Source organism: Streptomyces sp. NPDC046308, assembly GCF_055588065.1.
Genome location: NZ_JBVJFB010000009.1, coordinates 35,644 through 61,374 on the forward strand (window position 1 = coordinate 35,644; position 25,731 = coordinate 61,374).

17 protein-coding genes are annotated in these 25,731 nt (G+C 71.5%); 11 read left to right on the top strand and 6 right to left on the bottom strand.

Annotation, left to right across the window (positions count from 1 at the left end):
• Positions 1-266 precede the first annotated feature (266 nt).
• From ACZ6JT_RS30000 to ACZ6JT_RS30010, 3 genes are all read left to right on the top strand, one after another.
• Positions 267-1,427: a hypothetical protein gene (locus tag ACZ6JT_RS30000; protein WP_469214517.1), complete on the top strand. Its 1,161-nt coding sequence runs from the start codon at positions 267-269 to the stop codon at positions 1,425-1,427.
• 356 nt (positions 1,428-1,783) lie between these two features.
• A complete protein-coding gene (locus tag ACZ6JT_RS30005) occupies positions 1,784-5,551 on the top strand; it encodes a bifunctional glycosyltransferase/CDP-glycerol:glycerophosphate glycerophosphotransferase (protein ID WP_469215001.1) in 3,768 nt (1,255 codons plus the stop codon).
• The gene (locus tag ACZ6JT_RS30010) at positions 5,544-7,058 is read left to right on the top strand and encodes an Ig-like domain-containing protein (protein WP_469214519.1); all 1,515 of its coding nucleotides are present in this window, start codon (positions 5,544-5,546) and stop codon (positions 7,056-7,058) included. The genes ACZ6JT_RS30005 and ACZ6JT_RS30010 overlap by 8 nt, the downstream gene beginning before the upstream one ends.
• Here the strand turns inward: ACZ6JT_RS30010 and ACZ6JT_RS30015 are convergent.
• On the bottom strand, positions 7,042-8,010 hold the full coding sequence (locus tag ACZ6JT_RS30015; RefSeq protein ID WP_469214521.1) for an endonuclease/exonuclease/phosphatase family protein: 969 nt from the start codon (positions 8,008-8,010) through the stop codon (positions 7,042-7,044). The two genes, ACZ6JT_RS30010 and ACZ6JT_RS30015, sit on opposite strands and share 17 nt — an antisense overlap.
• A gap of 25 nt (positions 8,011-8,035) precedes the next feature.
• Positions 8,036-9,550: a UDP-N-acetylmuramoyl-L-alanyl-D-glutamate--2,6-diaminopimelate ligase gene (locus ACZ6JT_RS30020; protein WP_469214523.1), complete on the bottom strand. Its 1,515-nt coding sequence runs from the start codon at positions 9,548-9,550 to the stop codon at positions 8,036-8,038.
• 395 nt (positions 9,551-9,945) lie between these two features.
• On the opposite strand from ACZ6JT_RS30020, the gene ACZ6JT_RS30025 reads away from it, so the two are divergent.
• The 4 genes from ACZ6JT_RS30025 (at position 9,946) to ACZ6JT_RS30040 (ending at position 14,296) form a co-directional block, all read left to right on the top strand.
• Positions 9,946-10,908, top strand: coding sequence for an aldo/keto reductase (locus tag ACZ6JT_RS30025; RefSeq protein WP_469214525.1), 963 nt, complete (start codon positions 9,946-9,948; stop codon positions 10,906-10,908).
• A 90-nt stretch (positions 10,909-10,998) separates the two neighbouring features.
• Positions 10,999-12,519, top strand: a complete 1,521-nt coding sequence (locus ACZ6JT_RS30030) for an alpha/beta hydrolase (RefSeq protein ID WP_469214527.1) — start codon at positions 10,999-11,001, stop codon at positions 12,517-12,519.
• Between the two features lie 99 nt (positions 12,520-12,618).
• Positions 12,619-13,428 (top strand): MBL fold metallo-hydrolase, encoded by an 810-nt coding sequence (locus ACZ6JT_RS30035; protein WP_469214529.1) that lies wholly within the window; start codon positions 12,619-12,621, stop codon positions 13,426-13,428.
• Positions 13,429-13,573: 145 nt separating this feature from the next.
• Complete coding sequence (locus tag ACZ6JT_RS30040) at positions 13,574-14,296, top strand: transcriptional regulator (RefSeq protein ID WP_376611057.1); 723 nt, start codon at positions 13,574-13,576, stop codon at positions 14,294-14,296.
• A gap of 96 nt (positions 14,297-14,392) precedes the next feature.
• Here the strand turns inward: ACZ6JT_RS30040 and ACZ6JT_RS30045 are convergent, their stop codons facing one another.
• Complete coding sequence (locus ACZ6JT_RS30045; protein ID WP_469214533.1) at positions 14,393-15,835, bottom strand: nucleobase:cation symporter-2 family protein; 1,443 nt, start codon at positions 15,833-15,835, stop codon at positions 14,393-14,395.
• 591 nt (positions 15,836-16,426) lie between these two features.
• On the opposite strand from ACZ6JT_RS30045, the gene ACZ6JT_RS30050 reads away from it, so the two are divergent.
• Entirely contained in the window at positions 16,427-16,600 is a 174-nt protein-coding gene (locus ACZ6JT_RS30050; protein WP_158754571.1) for a hypothetical protein, read from the top strand.
• Positions 16,601-16,613: 13 nt separating this feature from the next.
• On the opposite strand, the gene ACZ6JT_RS30055 is transcribed toward ACZ6JT_RS30050, so the two are convergent.
• Positions 16,614-17,912 carry an MFS transporter gene (locus ACZ6JT_RS30055; protein WP_469214534.1) on the bottom strand — a complete coding sequence of 433 codons (1,299 nt, stop codon included), beginning with the start codon at positions 17,910-17,912 and terminating at the stop codon, positions 16,614-16,616.
• A 156-nt stretch (positions 17,913-18,068) separates the two neighbouring features.
• On the opposite strand from ACZ6JT_RS30055, the gene ACZ6JT_RS30060 reads away from it, so the two are divergent.
• On the top strand, positions 18,069-19,130 hold the full coding sequence (locus ACZ6JT_RS30060; protein WP_469214536.1) for an AI-2E family transporter: 1,062 nt from the start codon (positions 18,069-18,071) through the stop codon (positions 19,128-19,130).
• Positions 19,120-21,141, top strand: coding sequence for a prolyl oligopeptidase family serine peptidase (locus ACZ6JT_RS30065; RefSeq protein WP_469214538.1), 2,022 nt, complete (start codon positions 19,120-19,122; stop codon positions 21,139-21,141). The genes ACZ6JT_RS30060 and ACZ6JT_RS30065 overlap by 11 nt, the downstream gene beginning before the upstream one ends.
• A gap of 126 nt (positions 21,142-21,267) precedes the next feature.
• Here the strand turns inward: ACZ6JT_RS30065 and ACZ6JT_RS30070 are convergent, their stop codons facing one another.
• Both ACZ6JT_RS30070 and ACZ6JT_RS30075 read right to left on the bottom strand, forming a co-directional pair.
• Positions 21,268-22,902 (bottom strand): PKD domain-containing protein, encoded by a 1,635-nt coding sequence (locus ACZ6JT_RS30070; protein ID WP_469214540.1) that lies wholly within the window; start codon positions 22,900-22,902, stop codon positions 21,268-21,270.
• 211 nt (positions 22,903-23,113) lie between these two features.
• A complete protein-coding gene (locus ACZ6JT_RS30075; protein WP_469214541.1) occupies positions 23,114-23,809 on the bottom strand; it encodes a TetR/AcrR family transcriptional regulator in 696 nt (231 codons plus the stop codon).
• A gap of 128 nt (positions 23,810-23,937) precedes the next feature.
• On the opposite strand from ACZ6JT_RS30075, the gene ACZ6JT_RS30080 reads away from it, so the two are divergent.
• The gene (locus ACZ6JT_RS30080; RefSeq protein ID WP_469214543.1) at positions 23,938-25,620 is read left to right on the top strand and encodes an amidohydrolase; all 1,683 of its coding nucleotides are present in this window, start codon (positions 23,938-23,940) and stop codon (positions 25,618-25,620) included.
• The last annotated feature ends 111 nt before the right edge of the window (positions 25,621-25,731 follow it).

Sequence of the window (25,731 nt, forward strand, 5' to 3'; positions counted from 1 at the left end):
TCTCGCAGGGGTCTGACAACGCCCCTCGGCCGGGACCGCGGGCCTTGCAAGGGCGGGCGAAGCCGCCCGAAACCGACGGGCCGACGACGGAATCAACGGGTCCGCCTCTGGGGTGACGGCGCGGACAGGCTAGATTGCACCGGGCCGGGAGCCGCCCCGGACGTCCGCCGCCGGCGGCGACAGGACGGCGCCCTGCCGTGGATTGCCCCACGCTCGCAGGACCGAGCCGGGCAAATGGGACGAGAACGGGCAGGAGTGGGCTGGACATGGCGCGACGCGAACGCGCGGAAACGGGCCGGGGTGTCACCTCCGCCACGCCCGCGGTTCCGGGCTCCGAGATAGCCGCGGCGGCCGACGGCGGGCTCGCGGCCCGGAACTGGCTCCGCCTCGGGCGGGACGGCCGGCTGACCGCCTACGCGAGCTGCGCCGAGGGCCTGGTGCGCTGGACCGAGTCGGCCCCCGGCTCGGACGAATGGCACGGGCCCGACCTGTTCCCCGTGGAGGGATGGGCCGGCCGGCTCACGCTGGCCCAGGACGCGGGCGGTTTCGTCTGGTTCGCCGGCACCCGCTACCGCGACGACGCGCCGGGCGGCCGCGAACTGGTCATCGCCGCCCAGTACCAGACCGGCCGCCCGCTCAGCGACTGGCGCGGTCTGGGCAATCCGTTCCCGGAGCGGGAGCGGGAGGGCGAGCCCCCGGCGCCGACGGGAGACCCGATGGTGCTGCCGGACGGCGCCGGATCGCTCCACGTCGTCGCCACCCGGTTCGGGGTCGGTGTACGGGGCCGCACCCGGGGCGCCGACGGCAAATGGGGCACTTGGGCGGACTATCAGGGCAAATGGGCACGAGGTGCCGTCGTCCCCCTGGTCACGGCCCAGGGAAGGGCCGAGTTCCTGGCGCCCTTCCGGGGCGGGGCCTCGTACTGGGGTCAGGACGGGCCCGGCCACGGCTTCCGGTGGCTCGGGCGCATGCAGGCCGATGCCATCGAAGGGACGTTCAGCGCTCACGAGACGGGCCCCGGCACCGGCACGTACTTCTGGCGCCATCCGGCGGACGGCGGCGTGATCGCCTACCGCCCGATGGCCCCCGCCGGAGCGTCCCGCGTGCCGATGTCGCTGGGCGGGGCGGGCGGCGCCGGCCCGGTGGGCATCGCCCGTACGCGCATCAACGGCTACGACTGCACCGTACTGCTGCAGCGGGGTGCCGAGGGATGCCCCGAGATCGCCGCCTATCCCACGGAGGGTGAGCAGTACGGCGCCTGGTGGGCCCCCGTGGGAGACCGGTGTGCCGGGTTGCCGGCCATCGCCCTCGACGCCCGTGGTGCGGTCACGATCGCGATGATCGACACGAACGGCGCGCTGCGGATCGCCCGCCAGGACCTCATGGACGCGGGTCTCGCCTTCCATTCCTGGTGTCGCGTGGGGTGACCTAGCTCACCGGGCGCGCGGGCGTTCCGGCCGGTAACGATCCGCGTCTCCACGCGTCGCCCCGAACCGGAGGGGAGTTGGCCCGTTCGGCGCGCTTTGCGTACCGCTGCTCCTTCGCAAGCGTGAAGCTTCGGACGGCTTGCGCGCTTGTGAATACTTGCTCGCCGTTGCGCAGTTGCCCTACGCTGCGCACACCCTGTGAGGGTCGCATAAGTGTGCGGGTCGAGGGGTGGGGAGGGCGAGTGCGTGGGGAGCGGTGGGTGACCAGATTCAGGGGCGGGTCTGGCAGCGCGCCGTTGCGATTCCCGGCGCGCTGTGAGAAGTGTGTCTACCGAGGAGTTTTCTGAGTGGCAGGTATGCCCCGCCTGAGCGTCGTCGTGCCCTTCCAGGACGTCGAGATCTACCTCGAGGAGTGCCTCGAGTCGATAGCCAGGCAGACGTTCCGCGACCTTGAAGTGATCATGGTCGACGACGGCTCGACCGACTCCTCGACCGCGATCGCCGCGGACTTCGCCCGCCGGGACCCGCGGTTCCGGCTGCTGCGGCAGGAGTCGATGGGACCGGGCCACGCCAGGAACGTCGGCATCCGCGCCGCCCACCCCCAGGCGGAGTTCCTCGCGTTCGTCGACGGTGACGACGTGATACCCGAGTACGCCTACGAGTTGCTCGTGCGGACCCTCGAATCCTCCGGCTCCGACTTCGTCTCCGGCAACGTGCAGATGATGAACTCCACCAAGAGGTGGCAGTCCCCGCTGCACAAGGCGCCCATGCGCAGCAGCAAGCGCGGCACGCACATCACCAAGCTGCCCGACCTCATCTATGACCGCACGGTGTGGAACAAGGTGTTCCGGCGGTCTTTCTGGGACTACCACTACATCGCGTTCCCCGAGGGCGTGATGTACGAGGACTCCTGGGTCAACATGTTCGCCCACTTCCGGGCCGCCAAGGTCGACATCCTCACGGACATCGTCTACTTCTGGCGCCGGCGCGAGGGTGGCGCCGCGCCCTCCATCACCCAGCGGCACACGGAGTTCAGCAACCTCCAAGACCGTGTCGCCGCGGTGCAGTCGGTCAGCCGCTTCCTCGCCGGACACCGTGCCCGCTCCTACTCCGACCACAAGCGCAAGTACGATCTCGCCTGTCTGAAGTCGGACTTGATGCTGCATCTGAAAGTGCTGCCGGACGCCGACGAGGAGTACCGCGAGGCCTTCATGCAGTGGGCGAACGAGTTCCTGGACGAGGCCGACGCCGACATCATCCACGAACTGCCCGCCGACGCCCGCGTGAAGTGGCTCCTGGTACGCGAGGGGCGGCTCAAAGAGCTGCTCGACGTCGTCGAGTTCGAGCGCAAGGGCGGCCCCCTGCCCGTGCAGCGGCGCTTCCACCGTTACCTCAACTATCCCTACCTCGGCGACCGTTCGATCGGGATAGACAAGAGCGCCTATCGGCTCGACAAGGAACTCTCGCTGCACGGCTCGCTGTCGTCCGCGCGCTGGGACGACTCCGACCACCTGACCCTCGAAGGGTCCGCGTACGTCCGATTCATCAACGTGCACAAGCGGCACATGTCGATGAAGGCGATCGCGCTGCGGAACAAGAAGCAGGGCCGGGTGGTCGTCGCCAAGGCGAAGAGCACCTACTACCCGCAGGCCACGGAGTACTCCCAGCAGAACCGCTACTGCTACGACTGGTCCGGATTCCAGGTCCGCTTCGACGTGTCCCGCCTCAAGCGCAAGGGCGAGTGGGTGGAGGGGACGTGGGATGTCGCGGCCGGCGTCCTGAGCCGCGGACTCTTCCGCTACAAGGGCATAGCCCGGGGCGGGGCGGGCAGTGCGGCCAATCCGCCCTATCGGTATGTGGACAAGAACATCCGGGTGGTTCCGCTCTTCCTGCAGGGAAAGCTCAAGCTCCGCGTGGAGACCGTGCGTTGCCGCATCACCCGGCACCGCATGGTCGGCGACAACCTGGAACTCGGAGGGGTCTACCTCGGTCCGAAGCTCCCCGAGTGGGGCAAGTTCCGGGTCACCAGCCTGGCCGGCGCCGGCCGGCACGACGCGTGGGTCAACTTTCAGCCGGGCGGCGAGGGCTGGTACACCTTTGTCACCCGCATTCCGGCCAAGGCGCTCGTTCCCGGCCACCGCACCAACGGTTCGGAGGGAGTGCCGGAGTCCTGGAACACCGGCGCAAACGGCTGGAAGACCACCCTGCACGTCGAGGGGCGCAAGGCGGCCATCTACCCCGTCATGGCGGAGGACGCCACCGACGGCCACTACCGGATGCCGGCCGGACTGCAGACCGAGCGCGGGGACCGCGAGGTCTTCGTGCACCGCAACGGCTCCGGCTACGTCGTGCTGTTCGAGCGCGACACCCTGCCGCTGGCCAAGTCCGCCACCTGGCGCCCCGACGGCTCCCTGGAGGTCGTCGTCGGCTACGCCGCGCAGGACAGGCTCGACTCCGCCGAGTTCGCCGCCGCGCACATCGTCGTACGCTCCCGGGCCCACGGCGCGGAGCGAACGGTCCCCATCACCTGGTCCGGCGAGGAGTTCCGTTTCGTCGTCACCCCCGCGGCGATGCGCAACCTGGCCGGAGAGGTTCCGCTGGCCGCCGGCCGCTGGGACTTCTTCTTGCGTCGCCAGGACCCGTCCGCCGTCACCGCGGAGAACCGTTCCAACGACCTCATGGTCAAGATGACACAGGAGCTGATCCCCGCCCTCCCCAGTGAGATGACCAGCAACGAGCGGCGCTACGAGCTCCAGGCGGAGGCCTACGACAGGCTCTCGCTCCTGGTCCACTCGGCGATGCCGGAGGAGGCCCGCGGCCCGTACCGGCAGAAGCTGATGCGCACCAAGACGTACCCGGAGGCTCGCCGCAAGTCCGTAAGGCCGGCGGTGCTGTTCGACGCCTTCAAGGGGACCCAGTACTCCGACAGCCCCCGCGCCCTGCACGAGGAGATGGTCCGCCGCGGCGTGGACCTCGAGCACCTGTGGGTGGTGCGCGACGACCAGGTGGCCGTACCGCCCACCGCACGCCCCGTCCGCATGTGGTCCCCCGACTGGTACGAGGCCCTGGGCCGCGCTCGGTACATCGTCGCCAACAACCACCTGCCCGACTGGTTCCAGAAGCGTGACGGCCAGATCGTCGTGCAGACCTGGCACGGCACCCCGCTCAAGCGCATCGGCCACGACATCGAAGCCGTGCACTTCGCGGACAAGCGGTACCTGGAACGCGTGGAGAAGGAGGTGCAGAACTGGGACATGCTGGTGTCCCCGAACAGCTTCAGCACCCCGATCCTCAAGCGGGCCTTCCAGTTCCCGGGCGAGATGGTCGAGAGCGGCTATCCGCGCAACGACGTCCTGCGCCGGGCGGACTCCGGCCACCGGGCGGCGGAGGTGCGCCGCCGCATCGGGCTCCCGCCGGGCAAGAAGGTCATCATGTACGCGCCGACCTGGCGCGACGACCAGTTCTACGCACCCGGAAAGTACAAGCTCGACTTCCGCATCGACCTCGACGATGCCAAGGCGCAGCTGAGCCACGACCACGTCCTGCTCGTGCGGCGCCACCCCAACGTGGTGGACCCGGTGCCCGGCGCCGGCGACGGCTTCGTCTACGACGTGTCCGACTACCCGGACATGGCGGACCTCTCGCTCATCACCGACGTGATGATCACGGACTACTCCTCCCTGATGTTCGACTTCGTCAACACCGGGCGGCCGATCCTCTTCTTCACGTACGACCTGGACCACTACCGGGACACCCTGCGCGGCTTCTACTTCGACTTCGAGCAGTCCGCACCCGGCCCGCTCGTGTACACCTCCCCGGAGCTGATCGGGGCGATCCGCAACATCGACCGCATCCAGCACGGCTACGCCGCCCGCTACCGCTGGTTCCAGCAGGAGTTCTGCGATCTGGACGACGGCTACGCCTCGGCCAGGCTGACCGACCGCATCCTGATCGCCGGAGGAGACCTCGACCCCGCGCGGGCCCAGGCACCGGCCGTCGGCGCGGCGGGCGGCCGGGCCGCAGGCGCGGCGGGCCATGCGGGTCAGCCAGGCCCTTGGAACGGAGGCACCCTCGGCCAGGTGCCGCGCCAGCCGGTGAGAAGAATGGATTCCGAGCATGTCTAAGGCAGCAGCCCAGAACGCGCGCCGCGTCTTCACCGGCGTGGACACCTCCGGGGCGGTGCCCATCGAGTACAAGTTCTCCCACGCCCGGAAGGGCAACCGTCACCTGGTCGTGGTCTTCGCGAACCGTTACGCGCCCGGTGAGTGGGGCTGGGCGACCGGAAAGCTCGACCTGCTCCGGTCGAACATCCTGTGGGTCCGCGACCTCTTCGACGGCGCGAACACCTACTACCTCTGCAAGGGGATGGACTTCTCCCTGGAGCAGTCCGTCGCGGGGCTCATCTCCCGTGTCATGCACGCCCTCTCCCTCTCGCCGAACGAAGTGACCATGTTCGGCAGCTCGAAGGGCGGCAGCGCGGCCCTCTTCTTCGGGCTGAAGTACGGCTTCAGGAACATCGTGGCCAGCGTGCCGCAGTTCCAGATCGGAACCCGCGTCAAAGAGGGCAACCCCGACGCGGTCCGGGTGATGATGGGTGAGGCGACGGAGCAGAACGTCCACATCCTCGACTCGATCCTCCCGGACCTGGTGCGCAGCGGCGCCAATCCCTCGGCGAACATCTACGTGATCACCTCGCCCCAGGACGAGCAATACGCACGTCAAGTGGAACCGTTCATCCCGTTGTTCCAGGGGCGCGAGAGCTTCAACTTCGTCTACAACGACTCTCCCCTCATCACCGACCACGGGAAGGTCACGCTGCGCAACCTCCCCACCCTGATCGGCCTGCTGAACCTCCTGGTCGAGGGGATCGCCCCACGGTTCGGCATGGTCCGCAACGGCTACGAACAGCCGGAGCGCGATACGTCGGCCATCGACGCGTACCTCGCGCAGACCTCCCTGGTCCAGAGCAGCGACGCCTTCCCCAAGCCGGTGGTGCTGTCGCCGAGGTCGGAGGACCGGGTCCCCGCGAACGCCGTTCGCTTCTCCGGAACCGCCGCGGGCGCCGTCCGCGTCAGCTTCTGGCAGGACGGCAAGCACAAGGGCTCCGCGCCCGTCGCCGCCGACGGCACCTGGGTCTGGGAGCGCACCAGCCCGTGGCCCAAGGGCCGGCACGTCGTCAGGCTCTTCGGCGCGGACGCGAACAACTACCAGACCGAGCGCACCGAAGTGGTCTTCACCGCCGTGGAGCACGCTTCCGAGCCCCTGCCCGAGTACGTACCGGCGCCTGCGCCGCCGCCGAGGCCCGCCCAGCCCCTCGCGCTCACGGTGACGGCCCCGGCCGCGCACCAGCAGGTGCAGGGCCCCGCCGTCGGCTTCGCAGGCTACGCCCCCGGCGCCGTGCGCGTGGACTTCCAGGAGGGCGGCGTGACCCTGGGCACCTGCGAGGTGCGGGCCGACGGCAGCTGGGTGTGGGAGTCGGGCTGGGCCTGGAACGAGGGCGACCACTTCGTCGAGGCCATCGCGGTGGACGCCGTCGGCAACGCCTCCCCGTGGACGGCCGTCCCCTTCACCTCGGTGAACGGCTACTCCGTCCCCGCGCAGCAGGGCAACTACTTCAACTCGCGCTACTGACGCCGGGACCGGCCGAGGGAGCGGAGGGCGTGGGCGACTGATCGGCGGCGGGGCGGCTCACCCGCATCACCAGCGGCCGGTGGTCGGAGGCCTTGGTCTCCACCACCTCGCAGCCGGTGCGGGGCAGCTGCGTGAAGAGGTAGTCGATCTTCGTGCCGTCCTTGTGCGTGGCGCGCCCCTTGCGGGAGTCGCCCTTCTGATCGCACTCCCGGTAGGTGTCGTAGGCCTCCGACGGCCAGATCCAGGCGGAGGTGTTCCGGCCGCCCACCGGCGGCGGAGCGTTGAAGTCCCCGCCGAAGACCGTACGGACGTCGGTCGCCGCGGTGGCGACCAGCGAGCTCAGCTGGTCGTCGCGGAAGTCCCAGTCGGGGTGCTCGCCGTCGCTCTCCCGCAGCGAGAGGTGCGCGTTGCACACCCGCAGCCCCTGGGCGGGCACCCGCGCGCACAGGATCCCGCGGTGCAGGCCCACCGTCGGCTGCTCGGTCGGGACGACCTCCACATCGGTGAGCCGGGAGGCGGCCAGCAGCCCGTAGCCGGCCTGTCCGCGCCCCTGCCCGGTGCAGTCGACGGAGGTGCGCCGGCCCGCCGCGTCCACGTCGGCGTACGGTTCGAAGACCGAGTGCCACTCCGGGCCCAGGCGCACGGCCGAGGACAGCAGGTCCTCCGAGCACACCTCCTGCAGGAGCAGGACGCGTACGCCGGAGTCGCCGACCAGGTCGCGCAGCTGCTGGAACTTGTCCTTCGGGCTGCCGGTCTCCTCGCAGCTCCACTGCCGCACCCCGCACATGTTCCAGGTGGCCACGGAGACCTGGTCCCCGCTCGCGGCGCCCGGAACCGGAGCCGGAGCCTGCGCGGACGTGCACGCCACCGCCGAGGTCAGCAGGCTCAGGGTCGCCACCGCGCGGCCGAACCGGCGGCCGGACGACCGCCCGGTCTCCATATGTCTTTCCATGCGGACATCATTGAGTATCCGCCGGTCAGACCGTGCATCGGCCCGGGTGTGAAGGGCTCCGGGGCGCGGAGAGCTCGCGCACCGTGGACATGTCGCTGAAGGGGAGCAGCTCCTCGCCCACGATCTGGTACGGCTCGCTGCCCTTCCCGGCGATCAGGACGACGTCGTCGGGACCCGCGGCCGACAGGGCGAACTCGATCGCCCGGCGGCGGTCGGCGAAGCGCTCGAAGGGGGTGCCGGTCGCCACGAGGCCCGGGGCGACCTCGTCAAGGATGGCCTCGGGGTCTTCGTTGCGGGGGTTGTCCGAGGTGAGGACGCACAGGTCGGAGTGGGTTCCGGCGATCCTCCCCATGTCGGCCCGCTTGGTGGTGTCGCGGTCCCCGCCACAGCCGAAGACGGTGACGACCCGGCCCCGCGCGAAGCCGCGGATGGTGGTCAGGACCTTGTCCAGGGAATCCGGCGAGTGGGCGTAGTCCACGATCACGGAGGTGCCGAGCGGGGTCCGGAAGCGTTCGAACCGGCCTGGTACGGGAGGCATCCGGTCGAGCGCGTCGACCAGGGCGCCCAGGTCGTGGCCCAGGACGTGACAGGCGGCCACGGTGGCCAGCGCGTTGGCCACCGAGAACTTCCCGGGAACGGGGATCGACGCCGGATACGCCCGCCCGCCGTGGTGGAGGGTGAACCGCGTGCCGGAAGCGCTCACGGCCAGTCCGGTGGCCCGGTAGTCCGCCGGGGCGTCGATCGCGTAGGTGGTCACGGCCCCGGGCATCATCGACCGGATGCCGGCGCCCACGGGATCGTCCGCATTGACGACCGCGTGCCGGCACAGGCCCTGGAACAGGCGGAGCTTGGCGTCCCGGTAGTTCTCCATCGTGCCGTGGTCGTCGAGATGGTCCTGCGTCAGGTTGGTGAAGACGCCGACGTCGATGAAGGTCTGGTCGACGCGATGGGTCAGCAGGGCCATCGAGGTGGCCTCCAGCACCACGCTGCCGGCGCCGCGGTCGCGCATGCACCCCAGCAGGTACTGGAGGTCCGGCGACTCCGGAGTGGTCAGCACCGAACGCGGCATCGGGATCAGCTCGTCGCCGATGCGGCTGCCGGCGGTCCCGATGACCCCCACCTTCGCGCCCTCGGAGATCCGCAGGGCGGACTCGACCATGTACGACACGGACGTCTTGCCGTTGGTACCGGTGATCGCGACCATGTCCATCTGCCGTCCGGGCTCGCCGAAGTAGCGCGAGGTCACGACCGCGGCCGCCGTCCGGGTGTCGGGGACCCTGACGGCGCAGGCGCCCGGCGGCCACACCGACGGCGGAAGGGCCGGTTCCCGGCCGTCGACGAGCACCGCGGCCGCGCCGCGGGCGAGTGCGGGCGACACGGCGTCCGGCCCGCCCTCCCGGTGCCCCGGGACGGCGATGAACAGCGAGCCCGGCATCACCCGATCCGCGTCGAACGTCGTCGCCGCGGTGATCGACGTCGTCTCCGGGTCACCCCGGAGTACGTGGTGCTCCTGCCCGGCCAGCAACTCGCTCAGCTTCACAATGATCCCTTCGAGGGGGCTCGGCCCGGGCGTGCGGCCGTAGCCAGGCGGCAGCGCCGGCGGCATGCCGGAAAGCTGCGGTGGTGACGTGGAGCGGGGCGGGCGATCGTCCGACGACCACAGGACGACGAGGTGGCTCGGCCCGGCAGGAGAGCCACGGCCACCGCGTGGAGCAGTGGCACGCCGGGCGGAGGAGGGTGGAAGGGAGGCGAGCGCTAGCCGTGGCCGTGCAGGGCGACCCGAAGGGGCTCGGGCGCCTCGACGCCGGCCGCGGCGGCGGTGTGCCGTGCGCACCGCCCCGTCGAACCCGTGTGACCCATGGCCCGAGTGTACGGCCGATCGGACGGCGCGAAGCCCACGTAGGACACGCCTGGACGAGGGCCTAGGGTGGGGGAGTGGTGACGGACGGGAGTGCGGGCGTGAGCGGTGACCGGGTGCTGTACGGGTGCATGGGCCTCGGCGGGAGCTGGGAGCCGGGTGCGTACGGGCCCGGCGACATCGACGCCGCCGAGGCGGCGATCTCCGCCGCGCTCGACAGCGGGATCACCGCCTTCGACCACGCCGACATCTACCGGCACGGCAAGGCCGAGGCCGTCTTCGGCGAGGTGCTCGCCCGCACGCCGGGCCTGCGCGAACGCATCACGCTCCAGACCAAGTGCGGGATCCGGCTCGGCGACGCGGACCGCCCGGGGATCTACGACCTCCGCGGGGAGAGCATCACGCGGCGGGTCGAGGAGAGCCTGACCCGGCTGCGCACCGACGTGCTCGACGTCCTGCTGCTGCACCGTCCCGATCCGCTGGCGGACGTGGACTCGATCGCGTCGGCGCTGACGTCCCTGCACCGGCAGGGCCTCGTACGGGGCTTCGGCGTGTCCAACATGGGGGCCGCGCAGATCGCCCGTCTCCAGGCGCGCCTCGACGTGCCCCTGGTGGCCAACCAGCTGGAGATGAGCCTGCACAGCCGCGACTGGGTCGAGGCCGGGGTCCTGCTCAACACGCCCGGGTCCGCGGCCAACGGCTTCCCGTTCGGCACGCTGGAGCACTGCCACGACCACGGCATCCGCCTCCAGGCCTGGGGCGCGCTGGCGCAGGGCCGGTTCACGGGCCGCGAGCAGACGCCCGCCGAACGGGCGACCGCGGAGCTGCTGGCCGAGCTGGCCCGGCGCAAGGGCACGACGCCGGAGACGGTGCTGCTGTGGTGGCTGATCCGGCACCCCGCCGGGATCGCGCCCGTCATCGGCACCGCCCGGCCCGACCGGATCCGCGCCTGCCGCGACGCGGCCGTACGGGAGCCCGACCTCACGCACGAGGAGTGGTACGAGCTCTGGATCGCGGCCCGCGGGGTCCCGCTGCCCTGATCTCCGTACGCCGGCGCGGGGGTTATCCCCACCGGGGGCCGACATGCCCGCTGGATGGGACGCCGACGCGAGAGCAACAAGGCTTGCGTCATGACGACTTACCCGAAGAAGGCCCTGCTCCTCACCCTCGCCGCGGCCTCCGTGGCCGCCGGCCTGACCACCGCGGGCGCCGCGAGCGCCGCGCCGGGAGCCAACCGGGCCACGCCGGCCGCCCCGCGGCTGCGCTGGCACGCCTGCCCCGATCCGGCGGTCCCCGCCGGCCAGGAGTGCGCCGAGCTGCCGGTACCGCTCGACTACGAGGACCCCGACGGCCCGCAGCTCACCGTCGCCGTCTCCCGCATCCGCAGCGACCGCCCCGAGGCCCGCCGCGGCACGCTCGTCGTGTTGCCCGGCGGCCCGGGCGGATCCGGCGTACAGCGCCTGAAGCAGAAGGGAGACGCGCTGCGCCGGGAGCTGGGCGGGGCGTACGACCTCGTCGCCTTCGATCCGCGCGGCGTGGGCGCCAGCACCACCGCGACCTGCGGCCTCGCCCCCGAGGACCGGTACCTCACCAGCCTGCGGTCCTGGCCGGGCCCGAACGGCGAGATCACCGAGAACGTCGCCCGCTCCCGGCGCATCGCCGAGGCCTGCGCCCGCAACGGCGGTCCCGAGCTGCGCAGTTTCACCACCGCCAACCAGGTGAGCGACATGGACCGCTTCCGCGAGGCGCTCGACGAGCGCAAGCTCTCCGCCTGGGGCACCTCGTACGGGACCTACGTGGGGGCCGTGTACGCGCAGAAGTACCCGCAGCGCACCGACCGCTGGGTCCTCGACAGCAGCGGCGACCCCGACCCGAAGCGGGTCGCCCGCGGCTGGCTGGCGAACATGTCGCGGGGCGCCGAGGACCGCTTCCCCGACTTCGCGGCCTGGGCGGCCCACCCGGACCGGGACCGGGACGGCCTGCGACTGGCCGCGCGGCCGGAGGAGGTCGAGCCGCTCGTCGTCTCCCTCGCAGCCGCGCTGGACCGCGCGCCGAGGGAGTCGACCACCCCGGGCGTGCCCCTGACCGGCAACGGCCTGCGGCAGGCCCTGCAGAACGCCCTCTACAGCGACTCCGCCTTCGGCCCCTTCGCCCGGCTGGTCAAGGAGGCCGCGGACCCGGCGAAGCAGCCCGTCCTCCCGCGCGAGCTCGCCCAGCCGATCCCGGACCCGGACGCCGCGCTCATGGTCGCCGTCATCTGCAACGACGTGGCGTGGCCGCAGGCGTCCACGGCCTCGTACCAGCGCGCGGTCGACGCGGACCGCGCCCGCCACCCGCTCACGGCCGGCATGCCGGTGAACGTGCTGCCCTGCTCCTTCTGGAAGGACGCACCGGCACAGAAGCCGACCCGGATCACCGACGAGGGACCGTCCGACATCCTGATGCTCCAGAGCCGCCGCGATCCGGCGACCCCGCTCTTCGGAGGCCTGAGGATGCGCGAGGCCCTGGGCGACCGAGCCCGGCTCGTCACCGTCGAGCAGGGCGGCCACGGGCTGTACCTCGGCAACGGCAACGCGTGCGGCGACCGCGCCGTCACGGTGTTCCTCACCACCGGCAGGCGTCCTGCCCGGGACACGGACTGCGCGAACTGAGGGCGGCGGTCCGGCACGGCTACCGCCTCCCGCGCGCGGTCGCAACCCGACGGCGCCACGATGGAGGAAGAGCCCGTACGCAGGGGGGTGGAGGCCGCCATGACGACGCACAAGCTGGGACCCGACATCACCGTTCTCGCGGACAGCCTGGAGGTTCCGGGCATCGGCTTCCTTCCCGTCAACTCCTTCGTCCTGCACTCCGAGCAACCGGTGGTCGTCGACACCGGCCTCGGACTGCCGGACCGGGACTTCGTCGACGCCCTGGGTTCCGTGGTCGATCCCGCCGACGTGCGGTGGATCTGGCTGACCCACCCCGACCGCGACCACACGGGAGGCCTCTTCGCCCTGCTCGAAGCCGCTCCCCGGGCGCGGCTGGTCACCACGTTCCTGGCCGCCGGGATCATGTCCACGGAGCGGCCGCTGCCCCTGGACCGGGTGTACTTCCTCAATCCGGGCCAGACCCTGGACGTGGGCGACCGGACGCTGCACGCGTTCCGGCCGCCGCTGTTCGACAACCCGGCCACCGTCGGCTTCTACGAGGACCGTTCGCGGACCTGCTTCAGTTCCGACTGCTTCGGCGGCCCGATGCCGTCCGCTGACGTGGCCACGGGCACCGACGTCGGGGCGGTGCCGGCCGAGGACGTGCGGGCGTCCCAGCGGCTCTGGGCGAGCGTGGACAGCCCCTGGGTCCAAGTGGTGGATCCGGACCGGTTCCTCGCCACCGTCGAGCCGCTGCGGGCGATGGACCCGCAGACCATCCTGTGTACGCACCTGCCGCCGGCGGTGGGACAGACCGCGCAGTTCATCGACACCCTCGCCGCGCTGCCCGGCATCGATGCCTTCACCGGGCCGGACCAGGCCGCGCTGGAACAGATGCTCGCCAACTTCGAACCCGGAGGTCATGGATAGCCTTTGAATCGTAGGGATATGGACGGCTGCACCCCGCTGACCATCAGCTGAACATCTGTTACTGTGCCCGCGCTTGGTGTTCATCCATCGATCCGTCCTCCCCTCGCGCGCCACGCGTCCGAGGATGCTGCGAGGTGTCGCGTCCGTGCACAGCACTCCGTTCTCCCCGACCGAGGCCAGGTCCGCACGAGCCCGCATGGGCCTGTCCCCGACCCAGGTGGCCCACTTCATGGCCACCTGCGGCGCACCCGTCCACCCGCAGCTGGTCCTGGCCTGGGAGCACGGCTCCGAGATTCCCACCGACCGTCAGCTCTTCGCCCTGGCGGACGTCTTGTGGTGCGAGGCGACGACGCTGATGGGCATCGAACCGCGCACCCTCGCCGAGCACCGGCTGGCCCGCCGGCTCACCGTGGAGCGGCTGGCGTACCGCATAGGCATGGACCCGACTGAGTACCGTGCGGCCGAAGCGGCGCAGCAGTGGCACGGCGACGCGTGGCAGACCAGGGCGCTCGTGGACGCCCTGGATCTGTCGCTGCGCAAGCTCATCGGGATCATGGGCCGGGTGGACGAGCTGGCGGACCACCTGAGATCGGCCGTCTCCGGGCGGTGGAAGGCGTACGTGGACCCGGTGGCGGAGATCGTCGTGGTGGACGCCACCAGCGTGGGGGACGCGCTGCGCACGATGCACGGGGAGTTCTCGCGGTTCTCGGAGCGGTACATGGGACACCTCGTGGCGCGCAACGACGACGCCCGGCTGAAGGAGATCGCGGCCGAGCGCGCCGCCTACCTGCGCCGACTCGTCGACCACTTCTGGGAGTTGATCGGCGAGGAGGGCGAGGCCCCGCCGTTCCCGCTGGGCGGCCGCTGACGGACCGCCCGCCGGCCGCAGGCAGGCCGGAGCGGACGGGGAAGGGCGCACTCGTCCCCTCCCCGTCCCCGCCGTGCCCGGTGCCGGGAGCCCGCCTCAGCGGGCCGGGTACGCCCCGAACTCCGCCTCAGGCGCCTCGTGTTCCCCCACGCCGTCCCAGTCGATCTCCGTCGTGGTGCGGCGCGTGAAGACGTTGAAGAGCAGGTTCAGCGCGATGGCGGTGAGGGCGCCCAGCGTGATCCCGCTGTCGAGGACCGCCCGGAGGCCGTCCGGCATCCGGGCGAAGAACGGCGCGACCGTGGTGGGCAGCAGGGCGGCGCCCAGACTGACCGCCAGGATCAGGGTGTTGCGCTCCTCGCGCAGATCGGCCTTCCCCAGGATCTGCACCCCGACCGCGGCGACGATGCCGAACATGGAGACCGCCGCTCCGCCCAGCACCGGGTGCGGAACCGAGGCGACGAGGCTGCCCGCCTTCGGCAGCAGCCCCAGCACGACCATGAACGCGCCGGCCGCGACGACCACGTACCGGCTCATCACCTTGGACATGCGCACGAGCCCGATGTTCTCGGCGAACGCCACGTACGGGAACGAGTTGAGGACGCCGCCGAGGACCGTCGCCGCACCGTCGGCGCGCAGCGCCCGGGCCACCGTGTCGGCGTCGACCCTCTTGCGGGTGATCTCGCCGATCGCGTAGACGTCCCCGGTGGTCTCCACCATGGTGATCAGGACGACGACGAGCATGGCGACGATCGGGAGCAGCTCGAACCGCGGCATCCCGTAGTGGAAGGGGGCGGTGACCCCGAACCAGTCGCTCTCCCGCACCGCCGCGAAATCGGCGTCGCCGAAGAGCCAGGCGACCGCCGTGCCGACGACGAGCCCGAGCAGGACCGCCAGGCTGCTCAGGAACGGCTTGCCGATCCGGACCACGGCCAGGATGAACAGCAGGGTGCCCAGTGCGTAGGCGAGGTTCTTGGGGGCCCCGTACGCGGGAGTGCCGATGAGGTGCGCGCCGCCGGCGGCGTCCTGGAGGGCCACCGGGATCAGCGTGATGCCGATGATCGTGAGGATCGTGCCGATGACGAGCGGCGGGAAGTACTTCACGAGCTTGCCGAAGAGCGGCGCGAAGAGGAAGGTCGCCATGCCCGCCGTGATCACCGCCCCGTAGACGACGAGGAGGCCGGCGGTGCCGCCGCCCGCGCCGGTGCCTATGGCGATCATGGGGGAGACCGCGGTGAAGGTGACGCCCTGGACCAGGGGCAGCCGGGCGCCGACCTTCCAGAAGCCGAGGGCCTGGATGATCGAGGCCACGCCGCAGGTCAGGAGGTCCGCGTTGATGAGGTGGACGAGTTCCTGGCGGGAGAGGCCCAGCGCGTTGCCGAGCAGGACCGGGACGATGACGGCCGCGGCGTAGAACGCGAGGACGTGCTGGAAGCCGTACAGGGCGAGCCGGGGGATCGGGAGCAGTTCGTCGACCGGGTGCGTGTGCGTACGCGTCTGCGCGTGCGGTCGGCGGGGGGACTGACGGGGCATTCGTGCCATCTCTGCCTTGCCTTCGCGAGGTAGGTGAATGAGAAGACAGCCGCCCTCCAGTCCTGGGTGACAGGACGAGGGCAGGCCGGCTCGTACCGATCCGACGCCGGGCGGTGTTACCGACGCCGCGTCGCTCAGCACTGCGTATTCATGTCCCGGGTGGGGGAGTGTCCTTCGATCGACGCATCGGATCCGTCTTTGATCTTTGGATCCGAAGGGGGGATCGACCGAGGGCGCTCACCATAGCCAAAGGCGGTGTTTCCTCGCGAGTAACCTCCGGCCGGTCGGGAGGAGTAGATCCGCGGGCCCGCTGCGTCATCGCCGTGGCGCTGCGCAACCCTTATGGCGTCGTGCGACTTCCCGAGGTGACGGCGAGCCTGCCCGCTGCTCGGGGAGCGACACCGAACTCCGGGCCGCAGCCCGGGTTCTCGCCGGCGCGGCAGCCGCCCGGGGACGACCCCCGGTCGCCGTTCCACCGCTCTTCCCGCTCGGTCACGGCCTCCAATACCCATCCGTACTTGTGGGTACTGGGGCCGAATGGCGCCGGATTTGATAGTTCTGGACTGGTCCGGTGTGAGAATGCTGCGGGAAGGACACGGCATGTTCGATCTACTGCGCCCGGAGACCGTCGTGTGCCCCTTCTGTAAGGCCACCGCCGCCGACGGCGCGGTGCGGACCCTGCGGACCGGTGCCTGTTCGCTCTCGGTGACCTGGCACGCCGGCAACTGCCCGCACTACGCGGCCGACCGGATCCTCGCCGAGAAGGAGAGCTGAGCCCCGGCGGGCGTCAGGCCGCCGCCCGCCTCGGTTCCGCCTCCGCCTCCCGTGCCGCCCGCCGGCGCAGGGCGTCCTCGTCCGTGTCGGCGTCGTAGGAGACCAGCTTCGGCAGCAGCGCGGCCAGCACCGCCACCGAGGCCACGCAGGCCAGACCGCCGCTCCAGAAGGCCGGCCGGGTACCGGTCCATCCGGCCATCGTGCCCGCCCGGACCTGGCCCAGCTGCGGGCCCACGCTGTACGAGAGCACCTCGATCCCCGCGAGCCGGCCGCGCAGTTCCTCGGGGATCGTCTGGTTCCAGATCGTGGCGCGCGCCAGCCCGCTCAGCATGTCTCCGGCGCCCGCCACGGCGAGGCACAGCAGGACGACCCAGATGCCGCCGGACGCGCCCGCGCCCGCGATCGCCAGCCCCCAGACCGCCGCCCCGGACACCACCAGCAGCCCGTGCCGCCGGATCCGGGACACCCAGCCGCTGGTAAGCCCCAGCACCAGGGAACCCACCGCCCCCGCCGCGTACATCAGCCCCAGCGCCCACACCGCGTCCAGCTCGTCCGCCAGGAAGGGGAAGATCGCGTTCGGGAAGGCGAAGAGCATCGCCGCCAGGTCGACGGCGTACGTCCCCAGCAGCACGGGCCGGCTCCACGCGTACCGCGCGCCCTCGGCGATCCCGCGCAGCGACGGGCGCTCGGCACCCCGGACCGGCGGCGCCGGACTGAGCCGCAGACACAGCAGCACGGAGACGAGGAAGCCCACGACGGTGACGGAGTAGGCCGAGGCGTACCCGGCGTACGCGACGACCAGACCGGCCAGCGCCGGACCCGCGATCGCGCCGAACTGGTAGCGCAGCCCGTTGAGCGCGGCGGCCGCGGTCAGCTGGTCGTGCGGCACGATCCGCGCCATCAGCGAGTCCAGGGCCGGCCGCTGGAGCCCGGCCAGCGCGGACACCCCCGCCGCGACCACGTACAGCGGCCACAGCAGCGGATCCGGCAGGGCCGCGTTCACCAGCAGCACCAGCGCGAGCACTCCGAGCCCGGCCTCGGTCAGCAGGATGATCCGCCGCCGGTCGACCGCGTCGGCGAGCGCGCCCCCGTACAGCCCGCAGACCACCAGCGGAACCAGCTCCACCGCACCCATCGCGCCGACGGCCAGCGGCGAGTCCGTCAGGTGCTTGATCTGCAGCGGCAGCGCGATCATGGCCATGAAGGAGCCGAAGAACGTCACCGTCCCCTGGTAGAACAGCAGCCGGAAATCACGGCCGGACCGGAACGGGGCGAGGTCGGGCAAAAGGGCGGCCAGGCGGGAGGTGCTCACGAGAGGTCATCGTCGACGGGCGCCCGCACCCGCGCAAAGGGTTTTCCCCGCTCGGGCGCCGGAAATCGGCCGCCGCAGAGCCCGCGGACCGCCCCGGACGGGCGAATCCGAGGCCCCGCCCGTGGCAAGGCCGGCCCGCGGTGGCATCCATGGACCATGCCGCCGGTGTCACCGTTCCTGCGTACGGCCGCGTCGTACGCCTGGCGCCTGCTGGTCGTCGGCGCCGCCGTCTACGCGGTCTTCGCCGTGCTGGGCCGCTTCCACGAGATCGCCGTGGCCCTCTTCCTCGGTCTCGTCGTCGCGGCCCTGCTGTGGTCGCCCACCGGGCGCCTCGCCCGCAGGGTCCCCCGCACGCTCGCCGTCGCCGTGACCCTCGTCGGCAGCGCGCTGCTGGTCCTGGGAGTGCTGACGTTCGTCGGCGAGGCCGTGGCGGGGGAGAGCACGACCTTGGCCCGGGAGTTCCGCCAGGGACTCGCCGGCATCGAGGCGTGGCTGGAGCGGCCGCCCTTCCGGCTGAACCCGCGCGCGCTCTCCGACGTACAGTCGCGCATCGGTGCCTTCCTCTCCAGCCACCGCTCCACGGTGCTCAGCCAGGCGGTCAGCGGCGCCGGGCGGCTGGTGCACGTCCTGACCGTCCTCGCCCTCGGCGTCTTCTGCTCGGTCTTCTTCCTGCACGGCGGCGACCGGCAGTGGTCGTGGTTCTGCGCGCAGCTGCCCGAGCCGGCGCGCGAGCGGGTGGCGATCGGCGGGCGGGCGGCCTGGCGCACCTTCACCGGCTACACCCACGGCATCCTGCTGGTCGCGGCGACGAACGCCGTCCTCGTCGGGGTGGCGCTGTATTTCCTCGGGGTCCCGCTGGCCGTTCCGCTGGCGGTACTGGAGTTCTTCGCGGCCTTCATCCCCCTCATCGGCTCGCCGGTCGCGCTGGCGGTCGCCGCGGTGGTCGCGCTGGCCGCGCAGGGGCCGCTCGTCGCGGCGATCGTGGTGGCGCTGATCGTGGTCATCGGCCAGATCGAGGGCCATGTGCTGCACCCGCTGGTGATGAGCCGGGCGGTGCGGCTGCACCCCCTCGTGGTGGCCATCTCGGTGGTCGCGGGGGCCATCGCCGCCGGAGTGGTCGGCGCGGTGGTCGCGGTCCCGCTGGTCTCGGTGGTCTGGTCGGTGCACTCGGCCCTGCGCACGGCCCGTCTTCCTGCACAATCGCCTGATGAGCCATGAAGACCCCTACCTGTGGTTGGAAGACGTATCCGGCGAGGCCGCCCTCGACTGGGTCCGGGAGCGCAACGCCGAGACCGTGGAGGCGCTGACCGGCGCCCCCGGGTTCAAAGTGCTCGAACAGGAGATGCGGGAGGTGCTGGACGACGACGGCCGGATCCCGTACGTCGTCCGCCGGGGCCGCCACCTCTACAACTTCTGGCAGGACGCCGATCACGTACGCGGCCTGTGGCGGCGGACCACGCTCGAGGAGTACCGCACGCAGCGGCCGGCCTGGGAGGTGCTCCTGGACCTGGACGCACTGGCCGGGGCCGAGGACGAGAAGTGGGCCTGGGCGGGCAGCAGCGTCCTCGCCCCCGAACACCGGCACGCCCTCGTCATGCTGTCACGGGACGGCGCCGACGCCTGCGTCGTGCGCGAGTTCGACCTGGAGACCCTGGCCTTCGTCGAGGACGGGTTCACCGTCGAGGAGGCCAAGACCCGGGTCGGATGGATCGACCACGACCGGATCTGGATCGGGACCGACTTCGGCCCCGGCTCGATGTCCGCGTCCGGCTATCCGCTCCAGGTCCGCCGCTGGCGCCGCGGCACCCCCCTCGAAGACGCGGAGCAGGTCTACGAGGGCCGGCCCTCGGACCTGTCCGCCACCGGATGGCACGACGACACCCCCGGCTTCGCACGTGACTTCGTCCACCGCCAGATCGACTTCTGGAACAAGGAGCTCTTCCTCCTCCCCGAGGACCCCGCAGACCCGCCGGTGAAGATCGACGTGCCGGACGACGCGGGCGCCTCCGTCCACCGGGAGTGGCTGACCGTCACCACGAAAACGCCGTGGCTCGGCCACCCCGCGGGAAGCCTGCTCGCCTTCGACTTCGATGCCTTCCAGGCGGGGGAACGGGACGCCGAGGTGCTGTTCACCCCGGACGAGCGCACCGCGCTCGCCGGATACAGCTGGACCCGCAACCACCTCATCCTCAGCACCCGCGCCGACGTCTCCTCGCGGATGGAGCTCCTCACCCCCGCGCCCGGCGGCTGGCAGCGGGCCCCGCTGCCGGGCGTACCGCCGCTGTCCACCGCCTCGGTCACCTCCACCGACCCGGACGTGAGCGACGAGTACTTCCATCTCGTCTCCGGCTTCCTCCAGCCGTCCACCCTCTACCGGGGCACGGCCGGCGGCGACGGCGAGAGCGTCAAGCAGAGCCCGGCGCTCTTCGACACCACCGGACTCGGCGTGCGCCAGTACTTCGCGACCTCCGCGGACGGCACGCGGGTCCCGTACTTCGTGGTGGGACCCGAGGACCGGCCCGGCCCGGGCCCCACCCTGCTCTACGGGTACGGCGGCTTCGAGATCTCCATGGTCCCGCAGTACAGCGCGCTCACCGGACGGGCCTGGCTCGCGCGGGGCGGCACCTACGTCGTCGCGGGCATCCGGGGCGGCCACGAGTACGGGCCGGACTGGCACCGGGCCGCCCTCGGCGCGAACCGGGTCCGGGCGTACGAGGACTTCGCCGCCGTCGCCCGGGACCTCGCCGCCCGGGACATCACCACCCCCGCCCAGCTGGGCATCGAGGGCGGCAGCAACGGCGGACTGCTGATGGGCGCGATGCTCACCCGGGACCCGGAACTGTTCGGCGCGGTCGTCGCCCACGTGCCGCTGCTGGACATGCTCCGCTTCCACAAGCTGCTCGCCGGCGCCAGCTGGATCGCCGAGTACGGGGACCCCGACAGCCCGGCGGACCGGCCCCACCTGGAGCGGATCTCCCCGTACCACCAGGTCCGGGAGGGCGGGCCGGCGTACCCGCCGCTGCTCCTGCTCACCTCCACCCGCGACGACCGCGTCCACCCGGGCCACGCCCGCAAGATGGCCGCCCGGCTGCGCGAGTTCGGGCATCCGGTCCTCTTCCACGAGCACCTCGGCGGGGGCCACGCGGGCGCCACCGACCACCGGCAGACCGCCTTCAACGAGGCACTCGTCCACACGTTCCTGTGGGAGCGGCTGACCCCGTCGAGCTGATGCGGGGCCGTCGCCGGGGCCGTGCCGGAAAACGCCGTACGGCGCCCCGGGGGCCGGACCACTGGGGTCCGCGCGCGGGGCGCCGTACGACGGTTCAGCCGACAGGTCCTGCCGGTGGGCCGGGCGTCAGTTCTTGGCGTAGAAGCCGAAGGTGTCGACGAGCAGGTCCGTGGACTGCCAGCCCATGTTCCAGAAGTCGATCACGTTGTTGACGCCGGAGCTCGCCTGGACCAGGTTCGGGACGGTCTTGCGATAGGTCCAGTTGAGGTTGGAGGAGTTCGGCGGCGTAGGCCAGGTCTCCCAACCACCCTCGTAGGCGGCCCACGAGTTGGGGTCCGGGGAGACCGTCAGGAAGCCGGTGCCCTCGGGGTTGGTGACGGTGGCGTTGGTGACGAGCGCGGTGACGTTCGTGTCCCCGCCCGCGACCCGGCCGTAGATGTAGGAGCGACCGTCGAGCGGGTTGCCCCACTCACGGGTGTCGAACCAGCGGCTCGGGGCGGTGCGGATCAGCGCGCTCTCGCTCTCGGGGCTGTAGTAGCCCACGACGTCGACGATCACGTGGGTCCCGGCTCCGGCGCCGTTGCGGATGCTGATCTTGCCGTCGGGGCCGATCGGGACGATGACCGAGTTGGCGATGGTCTGGCCCTGGCCGAAGTTCAGGTTCGACGAGGTGGGGGCCGCGCCGCCGGGGTAGACGGTCAGGTGGCCTTCCATGTTCGGCTCGTGGACGGTCACGTTGAGCGCGACGGCCTTGGCGCTCGCCGGGACGCCACCGCGGCCGTGCACCTGGGTGCTGAAGCTGCCGTAGCCCGGGACCTTGCCGGTGCCGGTGCCGAGGCCCTCGCGGGTGTCGACGATACGGCTCGGGGTGAGCGAGGTGTAGCCGCTGGCGGCGGACTTGGAGAAGTAGCCGGTGACGTCGGCGATGAGGTCGAGCTCGCCCGCGCCGTGGTTGTAGATGTCCACGTAGCCGTTTTGGCCGACCGACGCGATCACCATGTTCGGAACGGTCTGCCCCGGGGTGTAGTTGACGTTCGACGTGGTGGGCACCTCGCCGCCGTCGGCGTACACGCGGACGTGTCCGTCCTTCGAGGGGTTGGTGACGGTGACGTTCAGGGCCACGGCGGTCACACCGGCCGGGATCTGCGCGGCGCCGCCGACCTTGATACGGGCGGTCCCGAAGGCGGGCACCTTCTTCGCGGGCGCGCCGATGCCCGCGCGGGTGTCGAGCAGACGGGTCGGGGCGTGCGGGGTGAACTCGTTGCCCGCGGTCGGCAGGACGATCTGGTTGGTGCCGCGGACTCCGCTGCCGTCGACCAGGGAGACCTTCACGGTGTAGACGCCGGCCTTGGCGTACACGTGGTTCTCGGTCAGGTTGGTGGGGCCGTTGGCGCCCACCTGGATCTGGCTGCCATCGCCCCATTCGACGAGCACGCCGAGCGCGGTGCCCGGGTCGCTCGTGACGGCGAGCCTCAGCTCCACGCCGTGCGCGCTGATGGTGTCGGCCTCCAGGGAGACCGTCGGCTCGGCGGCGGCGTCCGCGGCCTTCTGGCCGGCCTTGGCGGCCGGGTGGACCGTCTTGGCGGCAGGGCTGGAGACGGTCCCTTCCTTGTACGCCTTGGCCGCGATCTTGCTCAGATCGAGATCGGGAACGGACACCCCCCGGTGGTCCGTCCCCTTGGCCCCGTCCTGGCCCGTCGCGTTGGCGACACCAGGGACGAGACCGACACCGGCCGCGACGATTGCGGCGGTGGAAAGCACGAGTCGGCGATTACGCACCGGCCCCCCCATTTTTGTATTTTTGAACGCGCTCAGGTTTGACGCGTGCTCAGAGTACATATGTGCGATGTTTCTGGCCAGCGCTTTCCGGCGTGAGGTGATCAAGGCGGGTGGTGCGCCTTCCGACGGCTTGGGCCGTTCGCGCGTCCTCGCGCGGGGCCCCGATACTTCCGAACGCCGCGCCCGGGCAGTCCTATCGGGCGCGGAGGTCCTCCACCCGCTTCTCGATCGCCGTGATCAGCGCCTCCACCCTGGCCAGGAAGATCTGCTCGTCCGTCACCTCGGCGAGCTGCGTGCTCAGCCGGGTGATGTTCGGGAACCCCTCCGCGTCGACCAGGCGGTACTCCCGGCTCCAGGAGGACTCGTCGGCCGCCCTGACCTCCGGGTCGAACAGCAGGTAGGCGGCGCGCTGGCCGACGTACGCGAGGAGCGAGTCGCCGACCATCCGGTAGTGGACGGCCGCCTCCGCGCCGTCGAGCCCGGCCTCCATGACGGCGCCCAGGATGAGCTCGACCACCCGGAGCTCGTTGGGCCGCCGCGTGGTCCGGCTGGCCATGGTCGAACCGACCACCGGGTACTTCAGCGCCACTTCCAGCGAGCCGTCGGCGAGCGCCCGCAGTCGGCCCTTCCAGTCGAGCCCGTCGGGGATGCTGTCGAGCACCTCGCCGAGCGTGCGGTCGGCGACGGACAGCAGCAGCTCGTCCTTGTCGCGGAAGTGCCGGTAGATCGCGGTCGGGTCGGCGCCTAGCTCCTCGCCGAGGCGCCGGACGGTGAACGCGTCCGCGCTGCCGCGAGCCGCGATGCGAAGGCTCGCCTCGATGATCGCGTCGGGTGTGAGCTGGCTGCCCGCGCGCTTGGACCGGGCGGGTGCGTCGGATGACTTCGGCATGGTGGGGCCAGTGTAACGATGTGGAACAGAGGCCGCGCAACACCGTTGACAACAATGTTGCGCTCCCGTTCACTCCTCCTCAACAAACAAGCCGTGCGGGTCCGCCCGCCGAGCCGGAGGATGCGTCGATGTCCAACAACAGGCAGCGGGCCGAGACCGTATTCGTGGGCGGGAAGGTCTTCACCGCGACCGGGCCGGCCCCGATCGACGCCGCGGTCGCCATCGGCGGCGGACGGATCCTCGCCGTCGCCGACGAGGCCACCGTCCGCTCCCTCGCGGACGCGGACACCGAGGTGGTCGACCTCGCGGGCGGCCTCCTCGTCCCGGGGTTCCAGGACGCCCACGTCCACCCCGCCGTGGCCGGCGTCCAGATGCTCAGCTGTGACCTGAGCGAGGAGCGCTCCATCGAGGGCTACCTCGCGGTCGTCGCCGCGTACGCCCAGGAACACCCCGAGGCGGCCTGGATCCGCGGCGGCGGCTGGTCCATGGACGTCTTCCCCGGGGGCACGCCGACCCGCGCCATGCTCGACGCGGTGGTGCCGGACCGGCCCGTCATGCTCACCAACCGGGACGGCCACGGAGCCTGGGTCAACACCCGCGCGCTCGAACTCTCGGGCGTCGACCGCACCACCCCCGACCCGGTGGACGGCCGGATCGAGCGGGAGACCGACGGCACCCCGGCCGGCACCCTCCAGGAGGGCGCGGTGGACCTGGTGGCCCGCCACGTGCCCCTCGCGACTCCGGACGAGGCGCACGCCGGCCTGCTCGCCGCACAGGAGCACCTCTTCTCCCTCGGTGTCACCAGCTGGCAGGACGCCATGATCGGGGCCTTCCCCAGCAACCCCGACAACTACGGCGTCTACCTGCGGGCGGCACGGGAGGGGTCCCTGCGCGCACGCGTCGTCGGCGCCCTGTGGTGGGACCGCGAACGCGGCCTGGAGCAGATACCCGAACTGGAGGAGCGCCGCCGCACCGGCCAGGTGGGCCGCTTCCACGCCACCAGCATCAAGATCATGCAGGACGGCATCGCGGAGAACTTCACGGCCGGCCTGCTGGAGCCCTACCTCGACGGCTGCGGCTGCGCCACCGCGAACTCCGGACTCAGCTTCATCGACCCGGAACTGCTCACCGAGGCGGTGACCCGGCTCGACCGCTCCGGTTTCCAGCTCCACTTCCACGCGCTCGGGGACCGCGCCGTACGCGAGGTGCTCGACGCACTCACCGCGGCCCGGGCGGCCAACGGCGCCAACGACAACCGCCACCACCTCGCCCACCTGCAGATCGTCCACCCCGACGACATCGGACGCTTCGCGGACCTGGGAGCGGCCGCGAACATCCAGGCACTGTGGGCCGCGCACGAACCGCAGATGGACGAGCTGACCATCCCCTTCCTGGGACCCGAACGGGCCGCCCTCCAGTACCCCTTCGGCGACCTCCAGCGGGCCGGCACCCGCCTCGTCGCCGGCAGCGACTGGTCGGTGAGCAGCCCCAACCCGCTGTGGGGCATCCACGTCGCCGTCAACCGCGCGGTACCCGACGAGGCCCCCCACCCGTCCGGGACCTTCGAACCCCTGCCGGCCTTCTTCCCCGAGCAGGCCCTGACCCTCGCCCAGGCCCTCACCGCCTACACCGCGGGCAGCGCCTGGGTGAACCACCTCGACGAGGTCACCGGAACCGTCGAGGCGGGCAAGTACGCGGACCTCGTCGTCCTCGACCGGGATCCCTTCGCCCACCCCGACGAGGAGATCGCCGACACCCGGGTGCTCCGGACCTACCTCGACGGCGAACTCGTCTTCGCCGCGACGCACTGAGCCGGCACACCGCTCACGCACTGAGCCGGCACAGAGACCGCCGACTGGGCCGGCCCAGCGATCACGGACTGCCGGCGGACCGGGCAGTCACCGGCCGGGCCGCCACCGGCC